The sequence below is a fragment of the Tenacibaculum sp. nBUS_03 genome (assembly GCF_051201695.1).
GTDB lineage: Bacteria > Bacteroidota > Bacteroidia > Flavobacteriales > Flavobacteriaceae > Polaribacter.
The window spans coordinates 2,814,207-2,841,196 of the sequence record NZ_CP179214.1 but is presented as its reverse complement, the minus strand read 5'-3'; the positions used below and the strand labels follow the sequence as shown (position 1 = coordinate 2,841,196).

11 protein-coding genes are annotated in these 26,990 nt (G+C 31.5%); all 11 read right to left on the bottom strand.

Going from position 1 to position 26,990, the window contains the following annotated elements:
- Window positions 1–55: 55 nt before the first annotated feature.
- Window positions 56–556: a hypothetical protein gene (locus ACMFBB_RS13105; RefSeq protein WP_435261222.1), complete on the bottom strand. Its 501-nt coding sequence runs from the start codon at window positions 554–556 to the stop codon at window positions 56–58.
- Entirely contained in the window at window positions 543–10,892 is a 10,350-nt protein-coding gene (locus ACMFBB_RS13100; protein WP_435261221.1) for an RHS repeat-associated core domain-containing protein, read from the bottom strand. The genes ACMFBB_RS13105 and ACMFBB_RS13100 overlap by 14 nt, the downstream gene beginning before the upstream one ends.
- 14 nt (window positions 10,893–10,906) lie before the next feature.
- Entirely contained in the window at window positions 10,907–11,641 is a 735-nt protein-coding gene (locus ACMFBB_RS13095; RefSeq protein ID WP_435261220.1) for a hypothetical protein, read from the bottom strand.
- Window positions 11,631–15,455 carry a leucine-rich repeat domain-containing protein gene (locus ACMFBB_RS13090; protein WP_435261219.1) on the bottom strand — a complete coding sequence of 1,275 codons (3,825 nt, stop codon included), beginning with the start codon at window positions 15,453–15,455 and terminating at the stop codon, window positions 11,631–11,633. Before ACMFBB_RS13090 ends, ACMFBB_RS13095 begins: the two co-directional genes overlap by 11 nt.
- 38 nt (window positions 15,456–15,493) lie before the next feature.
- Complete coding sequence (locus ACMFBB_RS13085) at window positions 15,494–21,619, bottom strand: hypothetical protein (protein WP_435261218.1); 6,126 nt, start codon at window positions 21,617–21,619, stop codon at window positions 15,494–15,496.
- Window positions 21,620–21,738: 119 nt separating this feature from the next.
- Window positions 21,739–22,365, bottom strand: coding sequence for a hypothetical protein (locus ACMFBB_RS13080; protein WP_435261217.1), 627 nt, complete (start codon window positions 22,363–22,365; stop codon window positions 21,739–21,741).
- 22 nt (window positions 22,366–22,387) lie between these two features.
- On the bottom strand, window positions 22,388–22,915 hold the full coding sequence (locus ACMFBB_RS13075; RefSeq protein ID WP_435261216.1) for an OmpH family outer membrane protein: 528 nt from the start codon (window positions 22,913–22,915) through the stop codon (window positions 22,388–22,390).
- Between the two features lies 1 nt (window position 22,916).
- Window positions 22,917–23,408, bottom strand: coding sequence for a hypothetical protein (locus ACMFBB_RS13070; RefSeq protein ID WP_435261215.1), 492 nt, complete (start codon window positions 23,406–23,408; stop codon window positions 22,917–22,919).
- Complete coding sequence (locus tag ACMFBB_RS13065) at window positions 23,408–23,944, bottom strand: hypothetical protein (protein ID WP_435261214.1); 537 nt, start codon at window positions 23,942–23,944, stop codon at window positions 23,408–23,410. Before ACMFBB_RS13065 ends, ACMFBB_RS13070 begins: the two co-directional genes overlap by 1 nt.
- Window positions 23,941–25,089 (bottom strand): hypothetical protein, encoded by a 1,149-nt coding sequence (locus tag ACMFBB_RS13060; RefSeq protein ID WP_435261213.1) that lies wholly within the window; start codon window positions 25,087–25,089, stop codon window positions 23,941–23,943. Before ACMFBB_RS13060 ends, ACMFBB_RS13065 begins: the two co-directional genes overlap by 4 nt.
- Window positions 25,089–26,984 carry a type II secretion system protein GspD gene (locus ACMFBB_RS13055; protein WP_435261212.1) on the bottom strand — a complete coding sequence of 632 codons (1,896 nt, stop codon included), beginning with the start codon at window positions 26,982–26,984 and terminating at the stop codon, window positions 25,089–25,091. Before ACMFBB_RS13055 ends, ACMFBB_RS13060 begins: the two co-directional genes overlap by 1 nt.
- Window positions 26,985–26,990 lie beyond the last annotated feature (6 nt).

Here is a 26,990-nt window from a genome sequence, read left to right as displayed (position 1 = left end):
AAGATTCTCGCGGTAGCCTCACTCTTTATCGCTTATTCTTGCGGGAGCGGGGGTATCATACTGGACTATAAGAAACTTTTCTCAAAAACTCCTTTATTTTCCCTTCTTCATTCACATAAAAATACATATAAAACTCTTCTCCATAAATTTCAATTCCTTGTATTTCATACCAAGAATTATTTTGAAATTTTAAAGGAAAAACCTCAAACACATCAGTTTTTATCATCCAATAATACCCCTTAACCCTTTCATACAAAGGTATCTCTTCCCTAAGCTTTATAACAACTCCCTCCTTATTAAAGTATTCTGTTGTATTATTTTTAAATGAAAACTCACTTTTAAAATAATCCATTTTTAATACAATCGTAGTATCAATATCAAAGTTAATTGGATAATTTTCCATTGAAGATATATTTTTTAACTTAGATATGATAATACCATCACTCACTCCCCCACTAATAGACAACGTATCATCCTTAATTGATACCATTCCTCTGTTACAAGAAGTAAATACAATAATTATTAGAGAAATGAAATGAATTTTATTTTTCAGCATCTCTTATTATTCTTTTATACGTTTTATAGTCACTATCACTTATTTTACCTGATTTATATCCTTGCTCAATTCTTTCCTTTTTACCTTTAATTTCTTCAGTAAAGTGTAATACAGCGTTAGAAGCAGATACAATAGCTTCTGAAGAAGGTTTTCTACCTGTATAAGAGTCTACATAATCTTTATCCTTCGCTCTTTCTAAATAATCCTGCAATCTTCTTACTAATCTAATATCCGAACCTACAAACCTTAATTCTTTATGAGATTTAAAATCTTTTACCTCTTGCTCAAAATCATGCATTTTAGCTATCTGATCTACCATATCTATAGGCTCCATATCAAAATCATACTCAAAATTTTTGTGTTTTTTTTCAAATTTTGGACCATATTTTGTCACGGAACCTGGCCCATAAAACATTCCATGAGTAATTAATTCCTCCAAGTACACATGAGTTTGTTCCATCCTAGACTCTCCATACACATTTAACTCTTTATTCTCGTTTTGCTTAAAATATGTGAATAAAACTCCTCGCCCTTTATCTCCAAAAGACTGAGAATATCTCTCATAAAATTGACTTGATGGTGTGTTAGAATGAACTTCTCTTATCTGAGCATCGTTCATTTCTCTGTAATCTTTGATAACAAATTTCTTAATAACAGTATTATCATCTGCTAAAACTACTCCGTAATGAATATACTCTGAACCCTCTAAATCAATCCCGTCTATAACTCTATTTTCACTAAAGGCATATACAGAATTATGAGGATATTGTCTAAACAAAGGATCAGTAGCAAAGAATCTCCCCACTCTAGGGTCGTGCATTCTGTATTTGTAGTTAACAGAATTCCCTTCTCCTTTAACTTCATCATCTTTTTCTTGTCCTTGGAAGCCATATCTATAAGAATCTGCTTGTCCATGCCTATTAGGTACGAGCATACCAAAGGGATAATAATCGTTATACGCTACAACCTCAGGTACAAATATAGGGTTTTCTGTAATAACACTACCAGATCCTCCAGAATTGTCATTATTAGCTTTTTCTAATAGGAAATTTTCAACTGTTCCTGTAAATTCATTCTCTATTGAGAACATTAACAAATATAATATTTGATAATCATTTACCGTATATTCTATTGATTTATTTCCTAAGTCTAATGCTTCCTGATGTACAAAAGCTGATGTATTATTTGGGTCTGTATCAGATGAAATTACAAAGCTTATGTTATTGGTATTTGATAAATCAGTTACCTCAAAACTCATTCGATAACTTCCTGGTTCGTGATCATAAGACCCAATAATTGGCTCCTCTCCTTCTGAGGTTAATAAGAGCATTGAGTCCTCTAATTCTGCTCCTTCCCATCTTAAGTCTTCTAGGGTTGCATGCGCTTGATACGTAGTAGTATTTTCTGTAATAACACTCCCAGATCCTGCGCTAGTATTTGGAACTCCTACTTTTATACTATGTAAAGTAAAAGTTTTAATATCTGTATTTTCTTGTTCATTTCTATACCATTGAATATTTGTTATAACCTGTTCTGCAGTAAATGTTAAACTATAAATATCTGATTGCCCTGCATTATGTACTTGACTAGCTATAACATTACCAAATGCATTTGCTTCTACTTTGATATCAGATAATCCTGTTTCTAGCGAATAAATTATTGTATATTCTTTGCCTGGATCTGATAACATGGTATAAGACAAACCTTCTTTATAATCGTTGGTTGTTGCTACTAACCTTCCGTTTTCAATAGTTGCCTTTGTTGCTAATGGATTCCAAGAATTATCATCATACAAAGATTCTAGCCCTGAAAAATATGCCTCATTAAAATCATGTAAAATTTCAATATTTTTCTCTCCCGTTCCATCTACTAACTTGCGGTCAGTAATTACATTAATTACGTTTCCTAGATGGTTACTTAACTCATAACGTTTGTTTCCTACTGTATGAATAAATTGATTCTCAGAAATAGTTTTTCCTTTTTTATTATCTAGCTCTAAAGCACCAGTTAATATTCCTAAACGCGAACTTCCGTATATATGGTGCTCCTCTAAATGTAATTTGTTTTGATCATTTTGTAATGATTTTTTATAAACAGCCATTACATTACCCTGAGCATCTCTTACATAATAGGTAGTTACCGGAGAAGAACCTCTTCCAATACCACTATTGGTTTTTGAAATACGGTTTCCTAGTCCATCATATTCAAAACTAATGGTTTGTGAATATCCCTCTACTTTCTTTTGTATTGATTTTACCTTTCCACTTACTGTCCATTCTATATTTTCAATACCTTGTGTTTTATCCTTTACTAACTGCCCTATTTCATCATATTGATAGTTATGGGTATCCGTTTTGTTGGGTGTATACGTAATTCCTAAGTCTGCTAACTCTTCTTCTTGATCATCGATATCTGAAGTAAAAATAGTAGCGTTGGCTGCATCCTTTACTAAGGTTAACTGATTGTTTTTATCGCCTGTTCTAGCATTTGTATCATACTTATAACTCAGGTTATCCATTAACTCGGTAGTTCCGTCTGACTTTAACGCTGTTCTAGTTAAAGCTGTTAAGTTTCCATTACGATCATACCCATAAGAACTTTCAATATTGGTAGTTCCTGAATCGCCTATTAAATGCGACTTCATATTTTTAATACGGTTCAACTGATCGTATTGGTAATGGTTATATGCTGTTGGTAACGCTTTGTTATCTAAATCTTGCATATTGGTAACCATTGCCTTGATATTACCGTTGTATAAATCTTTAGTACTATTTGGCAAAGTGGCGCTACTAGTTACCTTTAAATAATCTGTTGTTGTAGCTTTTCTTGCCTGATAGTCCTGATTAAAGTATGATAATGAATATCCGTAAACATCCTTTCCTACTTTATTTGCCAGTCCATCTTTTCCAAAATCAGCCTCAGGGGTTAAAGCTTCTCCATTGACAGACTTTAGCCATCCTTGCAAGGTGTATACATAATCTAATCCTTGTACTTGTTTGTCTCCTAGTACTGTTCTGGCTAGTGGCCCATGCTCGTAATACTTATAATCTGCATCTTTATCCCAAAGTATACCATCTCGTGAAGTTTTTACATTGACGATTCTATTATCAGCATCGTATTCATATTTATGTATAAACTGATCTTTCTGTCCTGATTGGTATACTACTTGGTTCACATTTCCACTGATTAAATCATAATCATAGGAAACAATCTTAGTGCTTTGCCCTAAATTAACAAGGATATCATCATTAATCTTTGTTGCTATTTTATCAACGTTTCCATGAATGTCATAACTGTAGTATATCGCATTATCGTATTGGGTATATTTACCGTCTTGCTTATCAACCCCATAATACAATACCATTGCTATTCTATTACGTAAGTTATTTTGTGTTATTGGTGAAACTACTCCATCTGGTAAGAAATCGTAAATTGTTCTGGTTACTTCTTCTTTTTTAGCGATATGCTCAAAGTTCTGAACAAACGATGTATTTCCTCTTAAGGCTTGTTTTAACTTTCCTTTGCTTATAAAATATGAAAAACCTTGCCCCAAATTGTACGGAGTTAATTCTCCCGCTTCAACAATACGGCCTAAAGCATCATATTTAGTATAACTAAACTTACCACCTGCAGAAGATGCTACTGCTTGTTTTTCATTTTGGGAAGCAATAATACGACCTAAATCATCATACGCAAATCTTGTTTGACCTCCATCAGGTGTTCTTTGCCAAACTAACTGGTTTAATGAATTGTATTTATACTGCGTTTTATAGGTATGGTTTTGATTAACTCTATCAACACCCTCTGGTGGTACTGTTTGTACCAAGTTCCCTGCTTGGTCATAGTAATATAAGGTATATTGATATTCTTTATCTTTATACTCTAATGATAAGCTTTCTTTCGCCGCTGCCAAAGCCGCTGTGGTATACTCTCCAATAAAACGCTTTCTTTCTTGAGCTAAATAATTTAAGTAATTTTCATTGGTATTAGTACTTGATAAATTATTTGCCAAATCAAGACAGGTTTCTCTTAATGGTATTCCTTCAACTTCTGTTGGCACTAAAGCTTTTGGTGGACAAACTCTTGGGTTCGCTTTTCTGTACACAATGTTTACATAGTTTGTCCAACTTCTTTTATTTGTTATACTAGGGTCTAGTAAGTAATTTTTATAACTACTTATTACCGTATGCATTTTATCATATCCGTAATTTAAATAGGTATTCCCAAAACCATTAAGTGACACGAAATATTTATTATTAATAGAACGAACAGTACTTACCGTCGTATCTAATGGTAATATTTGATTTAAATACAACAAATAATCATCAACAATATAGCCATAGTTCATGGCACAGAAATAATTTCGTCCTTCATTTATTGAATTAAGAGGATCATTATCAGGCAAATCTAAATCCATAAAATCATTGCTTAGTTCATACCCTTCAATGTTGGTGCTCATTACTTCAAAAGTATTTCCATATGTATCGGATATAGTTTTAGGTTTTACTTCTAAAGATGCTTCAAACTTCGTATACTCGTCATCACAACTTACCGGTGCTACTGGTTGTGGAATACAATTACAATCAGCTAATGTAACCTCATCAGGGTTATCATTTGTTTGTGTAGGCATGGTCGATACTCTGCTCATTCTTAAATTCTGAGTACTATTATTAACGATTTGATCGTAACTATACGACTCAACTTGACTAATATCAGGATAGCCGGAATCTTTGTTTATTTTTAGATTAGAAGAAGATATTGCTGATCTAAGCTTAAAAGTTGAAGGAGATTGAGTAAAAAATATTTCGGTATCCAGAGAATGTAGTCCTGAAATAAAAAACCTACTATGATGCATAATATCATTCTCTGTAAAAAAATTTCTATAGGTAACTCCAAAAATACTATTAGATGTAACAAGATTTTGAACAGAGTTTCTATACAATAAGTTTTTAACATTAAATGTAGATTTAAAACTAAAGTGATGAGGTCTTGAAAAATCTAAATTTTGTCCTAAATCATTCCAATAAGCATAACTTTTTGCATCAAAATTTAACGTATTATTTCCTGTCCAACTGTCTTGAGAAGACAAGTTCATATTCAAACCTGTATCACTTTTAGGGTTCCCTGAATTTTCATTAAACTGAAAACCCTGGTCAGTTGTGATATTATAATATAGTGAGTCCATTTCTAATGGTGCACCAAAATAATCTTGCCAAATTGTATCAGGGATTTTTGTACTCGCAGAAATATTATTTATAACCGTGAAATGCAAATCCTCCCTTGGATACCTCCAACCCTCGAATTTTACGTATATATTACCTCGTGACTTCGAATAAATTTGGCCATTAATTTTAATTTCAACAGAATTTTCAATGGCACTAATATAATCAGGATTACCTTGAGAATGAGAAGGACCTGCCCTAAATTCAATAGGAGAGTTAAAATACACTTCCATATTGACATTTTCATTATATGGAACAGTTACGTTTGGGATTACCGCATATAATTGAACCGCACTATCAAATTCACCATTCGTACATCGTTGAATCATAAAATACGGAGTGTATCTATTCGAGTCATATATTATTTGGCAAGCATCTCCAATACCGTCTCCATTTGAATCTAACTGATCTGTATTGGCTAGGGATGGACAATTATCACAAACATCTCCAATACCATCTTTATCAGTATCTATTCCTTCACAGGGTGTTGGTGTATCGTCATTATCACATAAATCAGTAGTTTGACTTGGATTGTAGGTATTTACCTCTGGGTTTTCTGGATCTGGAGGACATACATCGCACCCATCATCTACTCCATCGTTATCTAAATCTTGCCCTGTTTCGTTTTCACAAGTATCACATGCTTTATCAACATCTAAAACACCATCATTTGGTAAAACAATGATTTCTCCTACATTTTCATTATCACTAACTTCATCACTATACTCAAACCTACATTCTCCAATTGCTATTTTTGTAATACCTCTAAATAATACATCTCTAGGCTTATTTTTGTCAATAATTTTTGCTAGTAAGTTAAATTTATAGAATACAGAACCATCAACTTGTTGTTCATAGCCATCATAAAATAATTTTTCAAAATTTTGAACTAACCATCCACTATTACCACTAGTGTCATAGTTGTTCCAACTTAATCCTGTTCCACTAATATCTAAAACGCATATCTCTTTATCATCAATTTTAATAGAACGAGTATGTACTCCTATACTCTCACTTTGCAAACGAATTTCACTTTCTAACTGTATATCTTCAAAATCTTTTCCATGCAGTGCTTCAAAAATACTTTTAGTTACATATTGACCCTTATAGGGAACATTAAAATTATTTAATGCTAAATTTTCGTTATTTGGGCTGCTCACTTTATCATTTACAATACCATCTAGGGTATATTCTAAATCAAGTAACTTAGGACATTTTCCTGTTTCAGCGTATTGGTTATAACTAACTTCAGCTTGGTGTTCATCTAAAACAGTATTTGGGTCTGCCTCTGAATCGTATAAATTATCTATTGGGGTAAAACGTTTTCCTTTTGACTTCCAAACACTTATTAAATCTGAATTTATACTACAATAATTAGGTGTTTTATGATAGGGTTTAGGAACACCATCATAGTACCTTGACAGTACCCTTGTATAGTCAATCGTAGTATTATCATGATTAGTATCGCTATTACCAATGCAACCATTATAATTTCCAACACTATCTGTATACAAGTTTAGAAATACATACTTAATTCTACCTTTAAGTCCTTGGTATAAACTTCGATATGTTTGCCAAATTTTATTTCTCAGTGACTCCGGTAATCCTTGTATTTCTGTTAGTGTAACCTGTCCATTGCCATGAAGCTTCCCAGTCAATCCATTATTCATTACAGATTCATAAGCAAAGTTCAAAATATTTAATTGCCTGGTATCTGACCTATCATCATCATCATAACTAGTTTCTAAAGCTGTATCAATAATTTCATTTCTTTTATTGAAAAAATTCGAACTCTCTTCAATATTATCATTATTTATTTGGTAAAGAAAATAAGCATCATTCTTTTTTATTGCTAGAGGTTCATTAAATTTCAAAAAACCCGCTTTAATAGCATGATCAAATGTTTCTATATTATTCATATAAGAATCATATTCGTCTGATGTCAATCTTCTTCTAGGCTCAAATCTATTTTTAATAGGATTAAATACATCCATCTCAACAGATCCTTTACATAAAACCTCAGAATAAAAATAGTAGCTATATTCTGGGTGAAATTTCAATAATGACTCTGCCCAAGATGGTTTCCAATACCTCAAAAAGTCACTCAAGTTTTTAAGTTTATGTGGAAATACCCATTCTTTACCGTCAGCATCAATAAAATATTCAAGCGCCTCGGGTCTTCGATTATCTCCTTCTCCTGTAACCTCTATTTTATCTTGATTACCATATTCATCCAAATAATACCAAGATGTATCTCCATGATCGTTAAAATCACCAATACTAGGATAACGCCAATGTTCAGTAGCTATTCTAACACCAAAATTATAAGCTAACTCATTATCGACATCATTAAAAACACTTAACTTCCAATCTTTCTCTTGATCATCTGTTTGGCCATATTGACCACCTGGACTAACATCCGACAACAATAATGCTTTATTAATGACGCAACCATCAAACTCCATAACGGTTGTGTTACACGAAGCCTCACAAGCTGCTACTCCTTCCTTAAATTGTTGTTGATAGGTCTTATCTAAATTTCGTGCTAAGGTTTCTTGAGTATCTGTTAAATTACTTGGAACCTGTAATACAGTTCCTTGATATTCAAAAACATCGCCCGTAGTGTTGGCATCAATATCAAAATATGTATTTAGTAAGTCTTTTACATACTCTTTTTGGGCAGCGTCATAGGCCTCTGGCGTATATTCATAAATGATATTTTCATTAAAATCCTGAATAGCCCATAACTCATTCTGTTTTAAGCTAAATACATTTAAACTTAAATTGTCCCATTCCAATTCGCCATTGTCATTATATCGAATGCTTTCATTAGGATACTTGTCTGGCTTCGCTAATGTTCTTAACACAGCATCGTTTTGATCTGCAATATAACTGTCAAAAGAATCATAAGGTACATAAGTATCATTATCATCTTTATGATAAATGGTCATTTCAATACCATAATCAAAAATACATAGCTGACAAACATCTAAACATCCAGCTAATGAAATATTCGTAGCAAAAGCATTTGGATCTACATAACACGTACTTGTACTATCTTTTAAAGTTTCTATATATTTATCAGCAAAATAATTTAAAGAATCCTTATTTACTCGTAAGCTTTTAGTAACCGAATAGGTACCAATCTTAAGATTACTCAACTCATAACTCTCTGTAACTCCTGTTTGATCAATTATTTGATTTCTTTGGATAGAATCTACATAGGAAGCTATATACTCTGTTCCACATTCATCTTTTACTGAAAATCCAAAATCGTATACAAACTTATAATTCGCCGTGTTTAGAGTATCACACTTAATTATATAATCGTTATCCTTATTAAAAGTGTAATTAAAGGTGAATTTTGTTCCTTCTTCTGTTGCGACTACCTCTTTAGTTGATAATAAAGTATCGTCTAAATTTGATGGGCTATAAGAACTGGTTAACCTATTATTTAAAACATCAGACGTAAGTGTTTCATGTAATACCCCTTTAGCATCTACTTCATCCTCTAAGGCTGTTAGCGCTTCTGGTGAATTTCCTTGTAACGCAGTAGCAATAGTTCGGCCTTGCGCATCAATATAACTAACACTAGCCTGACCGTTAGGATCAATAACCGTATTTTTCTTGTAATGCTTTACATCTCCAACATTTATATCTCCAAACAATCGTGTTAGCTCATCACGCCCTTTTGGTGTTTCATAAAAATACTTCATCTCATGATCGGTACCCAATTGATGTGCTTCTCCTACACCTCCTTTTCTTCTAATCCTTCCTGTATTATCAGGTGTGTACTCTATTTGTGAAAATGGAAACCCTTTAGCATCTGGCACAAAGTTTTGCCATCTCTGAGTTGTATTCTCCAATACATTGGTTGAATAATACTTACTAGCACCTTCAGCTGTTGACATCTCCGAACGTGGTGTAGTACAATTGGCTATATCTACGTCAAAATCTCTATACGTATAAACTAAATTACTGTTGTTTAAATTGAAATTCTGATAATACTTAAGTGTATCACTAGCTACTGGTACTGGTAAAATCTCCACAGCTGGTCGCCCTTGAAAATCATAAATCACCTCTCCGATAACAGCCTTATTGGTACTATTTATCTTGGTCACCGTTTGACGGTTTCGTAAAGTTCCATCAAAATAACTAATGACCTCTTTCTTCTTCCCATCCTCAGCAAATGACATTTGAAGTTGCCAATTTTTTCTTGATTGATCATGACTCGAAACGATGGTACTTGGCCAATCTGCTACTGTTTTTTTTGCTATTTTAGATCCACTCCAATTTGCTGTATAAGTAACTTCTGGATTATCTACAAAACGACCTACAGCTCTCACACGAGCTAAAACATAACCTGAATTATAAATATTTGGTATCTTATAACTTGTTTTTTTAGTTTGAATTCGTGAGTTATTGTGTGAAAAATCTGAATCTGAAAATGGTAAATCTGATTTCTCTATAACTGTAACAGGAGTCGTATCGTTATTCTTATAATTATAATTGTCAATCCATGTCCATTCTAAGTGATACTCTTCTGCACCTAAAACAGGTAACCATCGAAACTCGATATTTGAGTTTTTATCTTTCGGTTCTACAACTAAACCATAATCAGGACTTTCTAATATAGGGTGAACAATATCATGTTCTGACCAGACTTTGATATACACGTTTCCTGGATTTCCTGTTTCTGTTCCTGTACTATTGATATAACTAACACCTGTAACTACAATATCAGCGGCAAAAGAAGGTATTGTATGTACAGCCTTATCATGTACAACCTTATTTTTATCAACCCAATTTCCTTCAACCTTTAAAGTTGTTTCATAGGTTGAGCCTGCATCAGTTTTTGGAACCCCAAACTCATCAAGCTTGGTAACTCTTAATTGAATCGAAGTGGTTATATTTTCAAATGGTGGTTGATCATTAATAACACCTACCTCTACAAAAGTTTTGTAGAATAAAACTTTTGAATCTGTACTATTTAAAAAATCTATTGAACTCTTAAGTTGTTTATTTACTTCAACTAATTCTTGAGAAAAGGAAGTAAATCCAATCAAAAACAAGAGTAGAAAATAGAATAACTTTAATTTTATTTTATGCATCATAGTAATTTTTTCCTTTATATTTTAACTAATTCATATCCCTTAAACTTTGGGGCAACAACTTTTTTTTCTTTTATATCTTTTATATACGAACGTATATCAAAAGCACTTCTTGAAATTGAAAAATTTGACATTCGATAACCTTTATAAACGATCTCTAACATATAATTATCGTATACAGGATTCTGGAAATCCTTTGAAAAATTCATCTTATTAAAATATTTCAATAACTGGCGTTTTATAAGGTAAGTTTTCTTATCTAAATCTATAACTAAAGAACTAAACGGTAACTGAGTTATCCCCTTTGGGGTAAACTCCAATCGGAAAAAACTACCTGTCTCTTTAACTAAACGAACATTAAGATATTTATAAAGTTCAACCAAATTAATATCATATTGAGATGCATTTGTTAAGGGCTTGGTTAATAAAATAGCTTTTTCTTTATGATTTATTTTTATGTAATTTGAGTTTGTACTTATAATCTCAGCTTCTCCCAAATTACTATATGTGTTTTCTTGGTATTTATATAAAACCCCTGATACACGATCATGAGGGGTGTTAGAATCAAAACCCTTATAAATATTATAGCTAATTGTAACTTGGTACTCCTTATGCACCCCAAGAGACTTAGCATACTGATTCATAATTATTTCCGCCTTGTTAGTTTGAGCATATCCCTGGACAACAAGAAAAAACATTAAAAATAATACTAAGTGTACTATTCCTTTTTCTTTGTTTGTATTATTTCGCATTACTTGATCTTGTTTCTTGAATTGTAAATATCCCTTTCTTAGTTTCTTTCTTTACTCTTACTAAACCACCTTCATTATCATACTCATAATAGGTAGCAAAATTGTTTTCATCTAACTCTGCCATCAGTTTTTTAGTATTATTATCGTATACAAAACTCTTTATACTTCCATTAAATGGATAAACGCGAATATCATCAAAATAACTTGTTATATCTGCTGAAGTATTTTTTAACTCTATCACTAAATTATTAACAGCTGTAGCATCTGAATGACTAAAACTTTCTATCTTGAAAACACCTTCAATACGCTGCCAACCATCTATAATATTACCTGTTGGATAAAAATCTCCTATAAAAACAGGTTCTTCCAAACTACCAGAGGCTAAACCAACCGTATATAAACGAATTGCTGAATTTTTATAACTTGAAATCTTTATCCCTGTAGTGCTCTTCTCTTTTACCCATCCACTAATCATGTATTTTTTATTGTATGATGGACGAAATGACCCCCCTGGTGTACTTTCAACTGTTGCTAATGGTACTGGTGTTATTACAGGTGTATGAGAAACTAATAAAGTTATTGGATTACGTTCTAAAGTTAATCCTGAAACAACACTATTTGTTGCTGTAAAATGGTATACTCCTGCGTCAGACTCTTGAACATTATTTAATATTAAATCTTTACTCGTTGCTCCTGATATAGCTACTCCATTCTTATACCATTGATAACTGTTCTGAGAACTTGTTAAAACTAAACTTGATAATGTAATAGACTTTCCTGACTCTATTAGTTTTTCTTCTAGTACATCAACCTTAGATTGAGGTGTATAAGTAAAATCAACAAGCTGTTTATAAGAGGTAAATTTATCTTCAAAATCACTAAAAACATAACTATTATTTCTAATTTTTACTTGTTTTAACTGAGCATTCAGAATACTAGGTACATTTCCTGAAAATTTATTATGCTCAATATCAAAATACTCTAGTTTATTCATTTGGCCAAGTCCAACAGGTAATTGACCTGATAAATTATTATTGCTTAAAAAAAGAACATAAAGGTTATTTAAATTAACAAACGTATCAGGAATATTTCCTGTTAACTGATTATTATTTAAATACACACTTGTCAGCTTCGTTAAACTACCAAGTGTGGGAGGAATATTTCCTGACAACTTATTCCATTGTAAGAATAACTGTACCATCTCCTTCATAGCTCCCAAAGACGTCGGCAATGAACCTGTTAACTCATTTCCAGACAAGTTTAAATGAGTAATAGCAACCAAATTCCCAAATGAAGAAGGTATAGACCCAGACAAATTATTATTATCTAAATACAGTTGGTTAAGCTTTATCAAATTTCCTAATGAAATTGGTATACCCCCTGATAATTCATTATTTGAAAAACTAACAAGCTTAAGATTTACCATCATTCCTAAATCACCTGGAATAGATCCTGATAAATTGTTTTTCTGTAAATCTAGAAAAGCAAGTCCTATTAAATTCGATAATGAAGCTGGTATTGCTCCATTTAATTTATTATCTCCAAGAAATAATGCATTTAATGATGTTAAGTTACCAATAGAATCAGGTAATAAACCTGTTAATTTATTAAGTGTTAGATTTAACATTTTAAGATGATTCAGAACACCTATTTCAGCCGGTAAACTTCCCTCTAAATCATTATTATACAGTGTTAAATTCGTAACATTTCCTGAATCATCTACCTGTACCCCAAACCAATCACAAACTGGCACATCTAAACTCCATGGTTTATTCCCAGCGATAGTATTCTTCCAATTAGCACCATTGGTAGCATTATACAAACTCCAAAGTGCATTCTTTTCAATCTCTGAAACTTGACATGAAGGCTTAGTTACTGTTAAGGTTATTGGATTGCGTTCTAAAGTTAATCCTGAAACAACACTATTTGTTGCCCTAAAATGGTATACCCCTGCGTCAGACTCTTGAACATTATTTAACACTAAATCTTTACTCGTTGCTCCTGATATAGCTACTCCATTCTTGTACCATTGATAACTGTTCTGAGAACTTGTTAAAACTAAACTTGATAATGTAATAGACTTTCCCGTTTCCACTATCTGCTCTTCTACTATATCTACCTTTGACTGTGGCGAATAAGTAAAATTAGGCTCCATTTTATACTTGGAAAAATCATTCTCGAAATCACTGAACACAAAATTATTTTCATCTATGTGCATCCTATTTAATTTTGATAGTAATGCTATTCCAGAGGGAATAACTCCGCTTAAATTATTATCATTAACTTGAAGATTTACAAGTTCTGTTAAGTTTACTATCCCTGATGGAATACTCCCTGTTAACTTGTTATGAAACAACCATAAATATTTTAACTTTGTCAAAGAACCAATACTAGCTGGTATATTTCCTTCCAGTTTATTATTGTTTAATGCTAAATAAAATAACTTTTCAAGACTACTAATCCCACTTGGAATCGACCCGGATAAACTATTATGGTCTAATTCTAAAATATGTAGCTTCTTTAAATTGGATAAAGCCAACGGAATTGTTCCTTCTAAATTATTAGCCCTTAAACCTAAGCGAAACATACCTGTTAAATTACCAATTTCTTCCGGTATTTGGCCTGTTAAATTATTACCTGAAAAATACAAAGCAGTCAGTTTTTTTAAACTGAAAATAGAATTAGGTAACTCTCCTGAAAACTGATTTTGGGCAACAATTAAAGCCGATAATTTAGTTAAAGTTCCTATTGATTCAGGAATTTTACCAGAGTAGCTATTTCCACTAAGTTCTAAAATAACAAGATTTGTAAGTTTAAGAATTTGTACTGGAAAAGCCCCCGACAACTTATTATAACTCAAGTCAATACCAGTTAAATAAGACAAGTTCTCTATTGAATTCGGCAAGGATGATATTTGATTACCTGCAAGATATAGTCCTCTCAGGTTTTCCAATTGCCCAATATTATCAGGCAGTATAGTTATCTTATTATAATCTAAAAACAAATGTTTTAGTTTGGTGATATTACAAATATCATCTGGTATGTTCGAAATACTATTCCTTGATAATTGTAACCAATTAAGCTCATTTAGACTACCAATTTCAGATGGAATACTACTTATTTTATTGTATATTAAATTTATATAATTTAGCCTTGTCAGTTTCGAAATAGAGGAAGGAAGCGCTCCTTCTAAGTTGTTATATCCTAAATTGATTTTATTTACGTGCCCCTCATTATCCAAAGTGATACCCTTCCATTCAGAAACTGGTTTATCTAATGACCATGGTTTGTTATTAGCTAAAGTATTTTTCCATTGTGATCCATTAGTTGATTGGTATAAATCCCATAAAGCTTGCTTTTCTTCTTCTAAAGTAACAGAAAAAGAACTCATCGAACGTGCCATTCTAGAAGAAACTCTAGCAGACCTTCTTCTTTTATTTTTTTTTGATTTAAGTGTTTTAACAGTAATTTTTTTATATGACCTACGTTTATGACATTTTAACTTAACATAAAAATCGTATGCTGTTCTTGGTCTTAAACCTGTGAAAATCTCAATTTCTTGATTTGTTCGGATTTTCCCTAATCTAGCTCGTTTATTTTTATGATCAAATCCCTTTAAACCATAAATAATAACGTATTCATCAGTATCTACCATGCTAAACCAATTTAGCACAACTGCATCCTCTTCAATTTGAGATGCTTTTAATTCATAAATAGCTTCACTATCACAAACTACCTCTTTTAAATCTTGGGCACTCAATACGCCAGCAAAAAATAAAAAGACTAGTATTATTAAAATTTTATATATTTTCATAGTTTATTACTTTCAATTTTAAAATAACATAATAGTATTTATTTGTTGTCATTGTTACATTGATCATTATCTTCAGCATACAGTTTTATACTTTCTTCAACCAAACGATCTCCTGAATAAATAGCTAATGTAACTCCAATAGAATTTGGCCCTTGAAGATAGCGAAGACAAGGATTGGCACATAATTCAAAATGAATATTTGCAGTACCATCTTCTCTTAATGTAGTTTCTCCTTGGGTTAGTGTTTGTCCCTCGTTTTGAGAAGAAATATAATAGGTTTGCGTTGATTCGTTTGAGAGAAAAACAGTTCCCCCGTGAGAACCAGTTCCCCTATGACTAACTTCAATTTCGTATCTAATTTTTTGATTAGGACTACCGCTAATGGTAATTTTTCGGGCTTCACCTTCACGGTCACCACAATATTCTTTTCCTGATGATTCAATTACAACGGTAACCTCTCCATCACCTCCTGAATCGTTACACTCTTGGAACTTCTCTGGATTTACATCGTTAAGTTTTTTAATCAAACTAACCGACTTATTAGGTTTCACTTCTATGCTTTTTCTACCCGTATGGGCTTCTTGATTCGTAATTTCTATGGTACTTTCGTCACTAAAAGCATCTACGAAGCTAAAATGACTTCCCGAAATCGAACCTTTTCCACTAGTAGCTGTAGCTCCGTAATCTTCAAAACCATCATATCCTAGCTCTTTATAAGCTGTATTTGAAGCTACCGCAGTAGGTAAAGTATACTTATATCCATACTGGGCTGATGAATATCTATTCAAAGCATCTTTATTTTCTAATTCAACCCCCTGTGGAGCATATTGAGTTACCTCACTTGCAAAAGTCCATTTTGTTAATGAATATTGATTGATTGCCTGACCATTAATCTCCCATCCATTGTTATACGTGTAAAAAGGTGTAAAGCTTGTAAAGTATCCGTCACTTCTCGTATTAGGGTCATTCGAATGATGCCTTCCAGTTAAATAAGCCCAAGACTTCTTAGCTTTCCAATTTCCTCGTATATTATGTAAATAAGGATTGATGTTATAATCATCACAAATTTCTAAAAACTTAACCTCATCTATCTCGCCCAATTGTTCATTAATATATATTGAAGAATCCATCACAAAATACTTGTTATTATTTTGATTTACTGGCTTCCAAAAATCACTGTATTGAACAGCACTTGCGTTGATTATCTTCGTTTCTTGAGGATTGCTGTTTAAAAATGAAGGCAACTCACTTCTGTAGTTATTGTTTTGATCAACAATTGGATTCAATTTGGTTGTAATACTAGACATCGAAGCAGATTGTAAATTTCGATGTGATGAACGAATTACTTTAAACTTCATATTACTTGTATAGGCAGCTGCTCCATCAGACTCATTACAATCATTCACAATCTCTCCTTTGAAATCCATTAAAATAAATTTTTGAATATTTCCTTCTTGCCTTTTACCTACAATCCACAATTGCCTCTTTATATCGTATTTGCTATCTGTATTAAAAAAATCTAATGTAGCCATACCAATCAACTCATCTCCAATTTGCAACGCATCTGACAATCCTGTATCTGAGTTTTTTATCGTAAAATACTTTTCTGACGAACTACCTAAAAGTTCTCCATGAACTCCCAAATTTCTTGACGCGCTTGCCATTCCATTATATTTCCAGTAGGCAGGATAATTAATATTATAATAATGGTCTCCATATTCATTTTTTGTTTTAGTAACCAATACCTGACCAGACTCCGCATCCCAAGCTAAATTTTCTGTTGATATCTGAGCTCCTAAATCATAAGCAATTTTCTTTTTTAAAATCCCTTGTCTTTTAATCACCTTTGTTGTTACCGCCGATTGAAACATATTCTCATTACTTTCATAGTTTGGCAATGGTAATGGGACAAATGCTGGCCAAAAAACGACAATAAAACCAGCTAAATTTGTGTTAACACCTATCGTAGTTTGTTTATTATAATTAGACCTAAAGTCATTCACTATATCATAGGTAACTCCAATAGATGCCTCTGAAATTTTTCCTTGTTTGTTAATTACTCTTTGTTTGTTGTTTAAAGAACCATCTGACTCCAAGTCATATTCATATTTCACACCAGAAATAGGAGATGTTCCTGTTTCAGAATATACCCACTGCCCAGCAGGTTTTCCATTCATATTATTTGCCTCAACTACAAAACCTTGTGAAGCCGTCAAATGATGTTTCACACTAAAGTTTAAAAAGTTACTAATTGCTCCAGGTTGGTCATTATGTAAACTACTTCCATAATTTAAATCAGTATGTGTCGTTTTTGTAGGAAAGTCTCTCGATGTATAAAATTGATGCTCTATTTTACCTGTTGCGTTTTTTGATATATTACTATTAGACAAACTCTTAACAATCACTCTTCCATAGGTAATTGTAGGTGCTGGGAAAAAAGATTCTCCAATAGGTTTTTCAACATAATTAGACTCCCTTGGGGCGATTACAGCCTCACTACCTTTAGTATCTCTATTATATACTGGAATTACAAAAGGGTTCTCTCTACTACTATTAGGCTCAAATGTTGCAACACCACTTGAACTTTTATCCTGATTTTCATATATATATTCCTGTCCGTAAACCTTCTTGTAGAGTGGATCATTCTCATTCCCCGTCATTATATCCCAGTTATCACTCATTTGTAGCTTTTTAATACGTAAACCTCCTCCATATTTCTTTCCTATTGGATTGTGTAATCGAATCCACGATTTATTAGGTTTAAAATATTTAGCACATGATTTGGATCTTAAAACTTTATTAGGCCCCTGACCTATCTGCGTATAGGTACCTATGGATGCAACTATTTCTTTTACTATCGAAATAAAACCAGATCCTGAAGCATATTGTCCACTGTCATGAAATACAATACGATTCATATGATGACGGCCAAAATACATCCCTGCTTTAGATATAGGATTTATCAAACGATCTCCATCTTTACCGTCTAACTTTAAAAACTGCATTGGAATACATAAATACTCATCGTCAAGTGTTTTTGTTACTTCTCTACTTTTATCTAAATGTAAGTAACCACTCACATAGTCATATTGGTTCGCAGATTTATTGGTCATATTTAATAAAAACTTGAAGAAAATAGGTTCATCTTCTAATCCATCTACAAAATCAACAACCTTCTTATTCTTATATACTTCAGGTATTTTTACATATAAATATTTATTGTCTTGCTGATCATAAAGAGCAGTATTAATTAACTGTTTCTCCGAAGGTGTGTCAGTAGAACCTACCCCTGTAACCTTAAATAGTTGCATTACCTTTTTGTCTTGCACAAATTGATAATCATCAGACTCATAATGTAATTTTAAATCTCCGCCTGAAGGAAGTTTTACGGTAGTTAATGACCAAGCCACTGAATTCTCATGTACTGTATTTTGATTCAGATTATTAGTTTCTGAAATCTGTTCAGTATAAGGAAACTCTGAACTAGAAGGAAGACCATCCAAATCACCTCCATTTCCTTTATTCTCTTTGAAATAACCCCAAATATCATACCCTTTAATATCATATGATGGATTAATCATTTTATCAAAAACACCATCACCATCTGTATCAATTTGTCCATAATCAAACTCATAAGGCATATGTCTTCCCATATGGGAATCACGGTACGTAAAATAGACCTTCTTCAAAGTTAATTTACCTCCTTGATTAATTTCACCAGAAGAACTTATTCTTGCATTGTTCGGTATTCCTTTACATAAAGAATAATCGTATTGAAAATGAGCTACCTTAATTGGAATTGCGTTTTGTCCGAGCTCACTATATTCTTTTTTAGAATATAACGAAATACTATCTATTTTTTTGGTAGTCGTTGTACCTCTTCCTCCATTTTCATCTCGAACACCAAAGCCATCTTTTCTATCAGATAATGAAAAAATAGCTATATGCGTTTTAGTTTCTATCTCTTTTATATACACCTGCTGACGTTCTCCATAGATGTAGCTTCCTTTTTGATCATTATCATGTGAATACAAACCTCTATTAAAAGTAGCTGAATTTTGAGTATATGGCACTCTCCAGTTATAAGAATATGGTTGACCATAAGTAAAGCGAGTATATGATCCAAAATCATCGTCGGTAAAACCATTATTTGTTACATCAACATAATCGGAAGACATGACAGCCGTAATTAAGTATGAGTGGGCGTGAGGCGGTGTTGTAATTCTATTAAAATAATTATCTACCCCTTGCCTATTAGAAGAACTATTATCATTTAATTGAGCTAAGTCTTTAGGGTCTGGATCTGGCGTGTAAGTAACTAAATCTTTCTTTTCATCTACATTAGCGTCTTTATTTACCGCAAAGGTTACTTCTTTTTTAGTTATGTTATAGGCAGGATATCCATAAACATATTTGCTACCATCAGGTTTCAATATATTAAAACCTGCCGTATGATGAAGCTTACTATAAGTACTAGTTACAAAATTCCTTAAACGGGAGTACTTCTGTGCTTCTTGTCGCGTTACCTTCTGAATTACTTGATTTCTTAGTAGACGTTTTTTACGGATTTTTGCTTTATTAATTAGTAATATAGAATCGGCATTTGTATGATACTTACTAATTAAAGTTCTGTTATGTTTTTCACCAGAAAGTCCTAAACGAACTGGATTAGTTCCTCCTGTACTAGTATCTGAATACATTCCTGTAGCTAATTGTTCCGAATCAACATTCATATCGGAATTATCTTTGAAAAAAACTTTCTCGTATACCCCTCCTTGTAAGGCTGATCTGTCGGTAAATTTATTAATGGCTAAATTACCAGATGCTTCCGGCCAATTCCCTGTGCTAGATTCAGTATTCGTATTCTGATAATCAATACCTACTGCAAAAATCCAACCTCCCTCTGCTTCTGCACCAAAACTATTTCCACCACCCGAATCAACTACTTTTGTATCATTCAAAAAACCAATTTGTCCTCTATATGGCCTAAAGGTTCCATTAACCCCTTGACCATTGATGATATAATTATCATAGGTATAGTTAGTAATCGGCAAAATCGTAGTATGCTTGCTAAAGTTGCGATCTTTCTCTCTTACAAAATCTAAAACTCCATTAATCGTTTTACTTTCATTTTGTTCGGTATGCTCATATCCAAATGCCGCAACATTTTTTAAGATATCATTTGGATTAATTCGTTGCTCTGAACCATAACCAGTAACCTTTACTTGGCCACTAATACCAAATACAGTACCTCCAATAGCCCCGCTGTACTTAGATTGCTTAGAAATAGTAGAAACTCTTTTTGTAGGTGTATAGATCATATGATCGTTTAATGGAATACTTGTTCTTAAACTTGGATTAAGATGTTTATTATCATCTAAACTAAAACAACCATTGTTACCAAGGCTTGCGCTTAAATTCAAAGTAGAAAGTGCCTTTCTTGAATTTATTGACAAACCTAAACCCGCTGTTGCTGATTTATAATGTGTCAAGCTAATTCCTTTATGAATAGATAAAGAAGGGGATATCGTTGGACCATCTACTGCTGACGTAGAGATATCCATACCTACACTTACATTTTTTGCCAGTTTAACTGAAACTCCTAAAGAAGGAGTCGCTGAATAACCACTATAATTGTTATATTCTACTCCTAAACCTATGTTTACACCCAGTCTTTGACTCCCAGCTTTAGTTTTATTAGTTCCTAATTCTTTAAGCCCAAAAAATGAAGCACCTAATCCAAAGTGGGCTCCAAATGTTTTATTAGCTTTAAAATTGTTCTCATATCGCATTTGATCGCCGCTCTCTTGACTTCCATCAAAATCATCAGGCAATCCTCTCACGCTTCTTTTAATATGCCCTACATTTAGGTTCCAACCTAAACCAACCCATGAGGATTCTTGATCCATATTAACACCTGATGTATAGGCTAAGTTAAGTGGGTACCCACCTACATCCATAATTGGAATGTTATAATTAAAATCTCCTGAAGATAAATCAACCATATCGGTTGTACCTATTGGAGTAAAAGAATTAAACTCTGGCTGCGAAGGCCCCCCTGTAAGTGCAAAAGCATTATTAATAAAAGATTGAGGAAATAACAAACTCAACGCTATATACACAGATAAAGCCTTAGTGGCTCTATTAGTTTTAGAAAATTTCATAATAAATAGTTAGCTGTATTTTAGCAATTTTTAATAATTATAGAAGCGAACTTCTAGCAATTTTTTGTAAAATTAATGTTTTTTTATTCTATAGCAAAGTTTAACCATATAAAATACTATTACTTCTCTAGCATAAACTTTAATATCTGGTTATCAAATACCTTTCCATAATATGCCAGCTTTATTCTTCTTTGTTCTTCTGGGAATTTGAAATACAGTAGTAACCTCTTATTCGGAGTTAACTTGAACGTTCTTTCAAAATGAACTCCCAAAGGCGAAATGGTATCTCCTTTTGAAGTAATAGCATAAAAATCATTTTTTATATGAAATGATAAATACTTCACTAGAACTTCAACCTCTTTAATTGATTTATTCTTAAACAAATCATCTCCTTTCATATACTGAAAATCAAATTGAACAACTTCTTCTTTTTTCAATTCATCTAAATATTTAGCTAGAGAATCTGTTTTTTTTAAGTGTTTTTTTATGTAGTATTCTTTTGGCAAAATTGAAGCAGAATAAAACATATTGTTAATAAGAATTGTTTTTTTTGTACCTGAAAAATTTTCGCCTAAAAAAGAAAAACTCTTTTTGGTATCTTTAAAATTATTTTCATCATATAATTTAAAATCTGAAACATTAGAACTCTCATCTTCCCTTCCAACAAAAATATTTTCTTTTTTAGTTTGTTTTTCCAATTTACATCCAATAATTAGAAAAACAACTAAGTAAACTACCTTTTTCATATTTTTTTTATTTAGCAAATAATTAATGCCCCTCATATTTCAAATTAGCATACTCAATAAATTCGTCTGTAACATTAAACTGTTCTCCTGAATACATAATGTTACCCTGACCTTGTGCTCCCAAGATAATATCATACTGGTACTCTTCTCCAAATTCACGTACATACCCATTCAATCTTTCCCAAACTTTTTTATTAATCTCCATTTTAACCTGAGACCTTAACTTCTGAACTTCTGTATCTCCAGAAACAACCATCCTTTTCAGCTTCATGTACTCCTCTTCTTCATTTTTAGTAATTTTTTGCTGTTTATTTAACCTTACCTCCATACTTTTTAACCTGTTGACTAAACTATCAAACTTAATGAGTATTGGTTTATATTTTTTCTCATTTATTCCCCCTAGTTCTTTCGTCATATGAAATTCATTGTATAACTTTACATTGTCTATATATACGACTTTCTCGTTATTATTAGCTAAAAAATAAATTATCACTAATGAGATAATTAAAGCGCTATTAATACCACTCCATATATTTTTAATTTGTTTCATTTTACTTTCTTTTTTTTATCGTTTTAATTATATTGTTTTTTTTTATTATTATAGAATCTTTAAACACCTCTTTCACCTCTATATCTTCCAAAATGTAGTTATCTTCACTCAACTTCAAAAATTTACCGTTCACTGTTAATAAAATTTTCTTAGCACCATTCACCCTCTTTAAAAAACCTAGGTACTTTATCCTAGGCCAAATAAAATTGGTAGCCTTCTTGGTTAAATTGTTCTTTTTTATGGCAACATTTTTTTTTATGTTTTTTGTATGTTTTTTTACAATTACACTTTTATTTAAAAATGGATCACGAAATACAGGCTCAATTATAACCTCTTTTATTCTGTTAGGCTTATCAATTATACGTATATTACTTGTGGTATCTGATGAGGTTTCAGTAATGCTGGAAGTTGAAAACCAATATTTATAAACAATCAAACCCCAGACAATTAAAACCACAAAAATCAAAACTTTATTGAGTAAACTTTTATCCATCAACTACTGTGTTTAAAATTTTGAAATACCAGCTCTACAAACAATTCTTCGCGTCTTAACTTGAAATTCTTTTTTTTATAAAATCTCACATTATTAAGTTTCGATTTTCGAAAATTTCTCTCAATTTGATTGATTATATTTACAAGGGAATTGTATGACCCTCTCAATGTGAAAGTATTTGAAATTATCGAATAATTATTTTCCAAATACCGATGCGTAGGTTTTATATCTGTAACGATAATTTCATTCTTATTTGCTTTTGAAGTTATAACTTCTAATATTTCTTGTTGAATCAAATGCTCCTGAAAATCTCCCTCCCCCAGGTAATCATCCAAGTGATAAATCTCCTTTTGAATGTTTAATATAGATTGTCTAATCCCTTTCTCATTTTTCTTTATGGCTGTATTCTTAAAATACCTCCCCACCTCATTAATAGTATTTTTAAACATTTTTTTATACCCAAGCATTAAGACAAAAACAAATAAGACGAAAACTCCTATTTTTTTTTGATGATATGTAAATCTATCTTTCATCATCCTTGCAACTGAATTTTTAACTCAAATTTCACCTCTTGACTCTTTTTTTGAGAGTAATTAACTATTTCAATCTTAAATATTTCATTTCTATCCGTCAACTTTTTAGCCCAAATTTTAAATTTGTTTTCATTAAAAGAAATACCTTTTACCATAATTTGGTTACCCTCTAAAACTATTTTTTTATTCTCTTTAAGTACTTGTTTCATTGGAAACACCTCTAGTTCCGACAACAATATACTTTCTGGAATATCTTGTATTATAGTATTGACCCAATAGGTTATTCCGTAAGTATTTAAAAAACCAGAAGTACGTAGTATTTCTTCTTTTTTATTTTTCTCTTTATGAAGTTTATTAAGTAATGCCTCCTCTTTAATTAAATAATTTAATTTTGATTCTAACTTTTGATTTTGATTTTCAAAAAATTTTGTTATTCCAAAACTCAAAAGCATAAGTAAAAACACTATTGATAGCGCTATTTTTCCATAAAATTGGAATTGAAACTTATGGCCACTTTCAATTTTATTAGCAGTTATTACCTGATTTTCGTAATTACTAAATAGCTTCTCAGAAGGATAAAAATAATCATAAACCAATGATAAAGCAATTGTACCTTCTTTGCTCTCTTCAATTTCTTCCTCCACAAAACTTGATGTTATTTTTTGTACTTCTAAACAATCTTTTTCTCCAAATAACAGAGAAAAGTAGCTTGTTTTAAATTCACTATCATTAAAATTTTGCTTGTAAAAAAGACTCACACTAAAGCCTCCAAAATAAACATCGATTATTGAAATATCTAGATTTAAAAAACTTACAATTATTTTGTCTATTTCTTCTTTTCTTGCAAGTGCTAAAAATTCTCTATCTTCATTACTAAGGTATTTAGTTGTATAAAATTGATGTATTGTTGATTTGAAAAGGTCTACATTAACAGTGTAAAGAATTTTCTCACCGTTAAAAAGTAATAGTACTTCTTTAGAGTTTGTAAATTTCTTTACTTTTTCAATATTTTCGTAAATAACAACATCTTCAACTATTTTTATTCTGTGTCCAGCTTTTTTTAACTGAACACAAACATATTTTGTAAAATTTGAATACAGTAAAACATTAACGACAACTAATTCTTGAGTTTGTTTAAAAAATTCCATTATTGATAAAATACCGTCGGTTTTATAAACATATGCAGCTTCTTTTTAGATTTTTTCTTGTTTCTTCCACTGAAAAACCACTTGATAATTGGAATTCTAGAAAGAAAGGGAGTTCCTGTTCCCGAATTACTCTTTTCAGCTTCATCTAAACCACCAAGTAGAATCATATCACCATTCTTTACCCTTATAAAAGATTCAAATTGCTGGGTACTTTTACTAGGTGGAGCTGTTTCACCGACCCTTCCAGTAAATGAACTCTTCTCTACTCTAATCTCCAATGTAACACTTTCATCTTGTGAGACAAAAGGCTTAATTTTTAAACTTAAATTAGCCTCTGTTGGTTTCCATTTTCCAGACTGTAATATATTATCATTGTTATTATTATTTCCATTAATTATTTGATTAGTTTGCTCAAAATAATAATCAGTTGCACCTATCTTCAATGTCGCTTCGTGTCCATTTAGAGTTGCTACCTTTGGAGTTGATTCTAAGTCAATAACCGCATTATTCTCTAAAGCTTTAAGCTCCATAAAAAAACTTGAGGGTACTTTTCCTAGATTTAGAATACCAAAGCCATTAAAAGTATCAATTATTTTATTGATATTATTTGAATTTAACTTAATGTCTGTTGTTGGAAATGCATTTGTTAAAGAAGAGTTTTGCCTACTTTTATCTAACCCTGCTTTTAAACCAGTTTGCACATTATGTGATTTTTCATATTGAAAAATTATAACTTCAATTTGAACAACAGGCACACTCTTATCTATCTGGTTTAAAAACCCTCTAAGTTCATTTATTGCTGAAAAATGTCCAGTAACTACTAAGGCATTCAACTCAATAAACTCTTTAATTTCTAATTCAGATGATATTCTTAGTGGTATAGATTTTAAAACATTTTCAATAGTTCTATTTTTCATTTTAATCACCTCAGTTATTCGCATTCCTTCGGTAGTTTTATTCCCTATCAAAAAATAATCTCCTTCTTTCTTAAAAGTAAATTTAGTTTCTTTTAAAATATGCTGTAAAACATCGGTAAAAGATGCATTTTTTATTAAAAACGATGTTCGAAGCCCTTCATTTAAATTAGAATATAAAAAATAGCTCTTTTTCATTTCTTTGGATAAATTATAGATAACATCAATCACGGAAACCTCGTTTGCTAAAATATTTACTGTACCATCAGAATTTACCTCTATTAGTAGATTATCTGCTGATCTCTCCAGATTAAAACTTTTACCTCTTTTTTTGGTTACTCGTTTATTCTCTTTAGGCTTTTTATCAATATAATAATATCCATCATCGTTTCTTGAAACAACAAAATTATTTGATTCACCTATCATATTTAAAGCAAAATCAATTTTCTTATCTATTACAAAAGCACTAACAATATCGTTTTTGACCCTTGGACTCAATACAATATTTTCCTTTGTTTTATTTGTTATAATTTTAGCTACAGTGAAGAGAGAGTCTCTTTTCAAATTCAACGAAAGAAGTTTTCCTTTATTCTTATAAGTTATATCTACTTTCTTTAATTGCTTCTTTTTAATTACTTTCTTTTTCTTCTCAATTACGATAATTTTACCAAGGACTTGAAGACTTAAATTATATTTAGTTAAAAGAAAAGAAAACACATCTTTTACTTTTACATCATGAAAATTATTAATTATTGGTTGAGTTAAAGATTTATCTACACTAACATTTAATTGATGATCATTACTTAATGCTGTAAAAAAGTCATGTAAAGAAATTTGTGACACATTAATTTGAACCAAATTATTCAATCCTTCTTCTGTAAGAGAAAGTTTTTCTAACTTCTCATTTATATTCCCAAATTCTTGCCCAACCATAAGGTTAAACATAAAACAGAATATTATAAAACTTAATGTTTTTTTCATTTCTTT

Bases quoted from the DNA above. Each gene is read 5' to 3' on its own strand.
- ACMFBB_RS13105 (WP_435261222.1), bottom strand. From the start codon at position 556: ATGCTGAAAAATAAAATTCATTTCATTTCTCTAATAATTATTGTATTT.
- ACMFBB_RS13100 (WP_435261221.1), bottom strand. From the start codon at position 10,892: ATGATGCATAAAATAAAATTAAAGTTATTCTATTTTCTACTCTTGTTT.
- ACMFBB_RS13095 (WP_435261220.1), bottom strand. From the start codon at position 11,641: ATGCGAAATAATACAAACAAAGAAAAAGGAATAGTACACTTAGTATTA.
- ACMFBB_RS13090 (WP_435261219.1), bottom strand. From the start codon at position 15,455: ATGAAAATATATAAAATTTTAATAATACTAGTCTTTTTATTTTTTGCT.
- ACMFBB_RS13085 (WP_435261218.1), bottom strand. From the start codon at position 21,619: ATGAAATTTTCTAAAACTAATAGAGCCACTAAGGCTTTATCTGTGTAT.
- ACMFBB_RS13080 (WP_435261217.1), bottom strand. From the start codon at position 22,365: ATGAAAAAGGTAGTTTACTTAGTTGTTTTTCTAATTATTGGATGTAAA.
- ACMFBB_RS13075 (WP_435261216.1), bottom strand. From the start codon at position 22,915: ATGAAACAAATTAAAAATATATGGAGTGGTATTAATAGCGCTTTAATT.
- ACMFBB_RS13070 (WP_435261215.1), bottom strand. From the start codon at position 23,408: ATGGATAAAAGTTTACTCAATAAAGTTTTGATTTTTGTGGTTTTAATT.
- ACMFBB_RS13065 (WP_435261214.1), bottom strand. From the start codon at position 23,944: ATGATGAAAGATAGATTTACATATCATCAAAAAAAAATAGGAGTTTTC.
- ACMFBB_RS13060 (WP_435261213.1), bottom strand. From the start codon at position 25,089: ATGGAATTTTTTAAACAAACTCAAGAATTAGTTGTCGTTAATGTTTTA.
- ACMFBB_RS13055 (WP_435261212.1), bottom strand. From the start codon at position 26,984: ATGAAAAAAACATTAAGTTTTATAATATTCTGTTTTATGTTTAACCTT.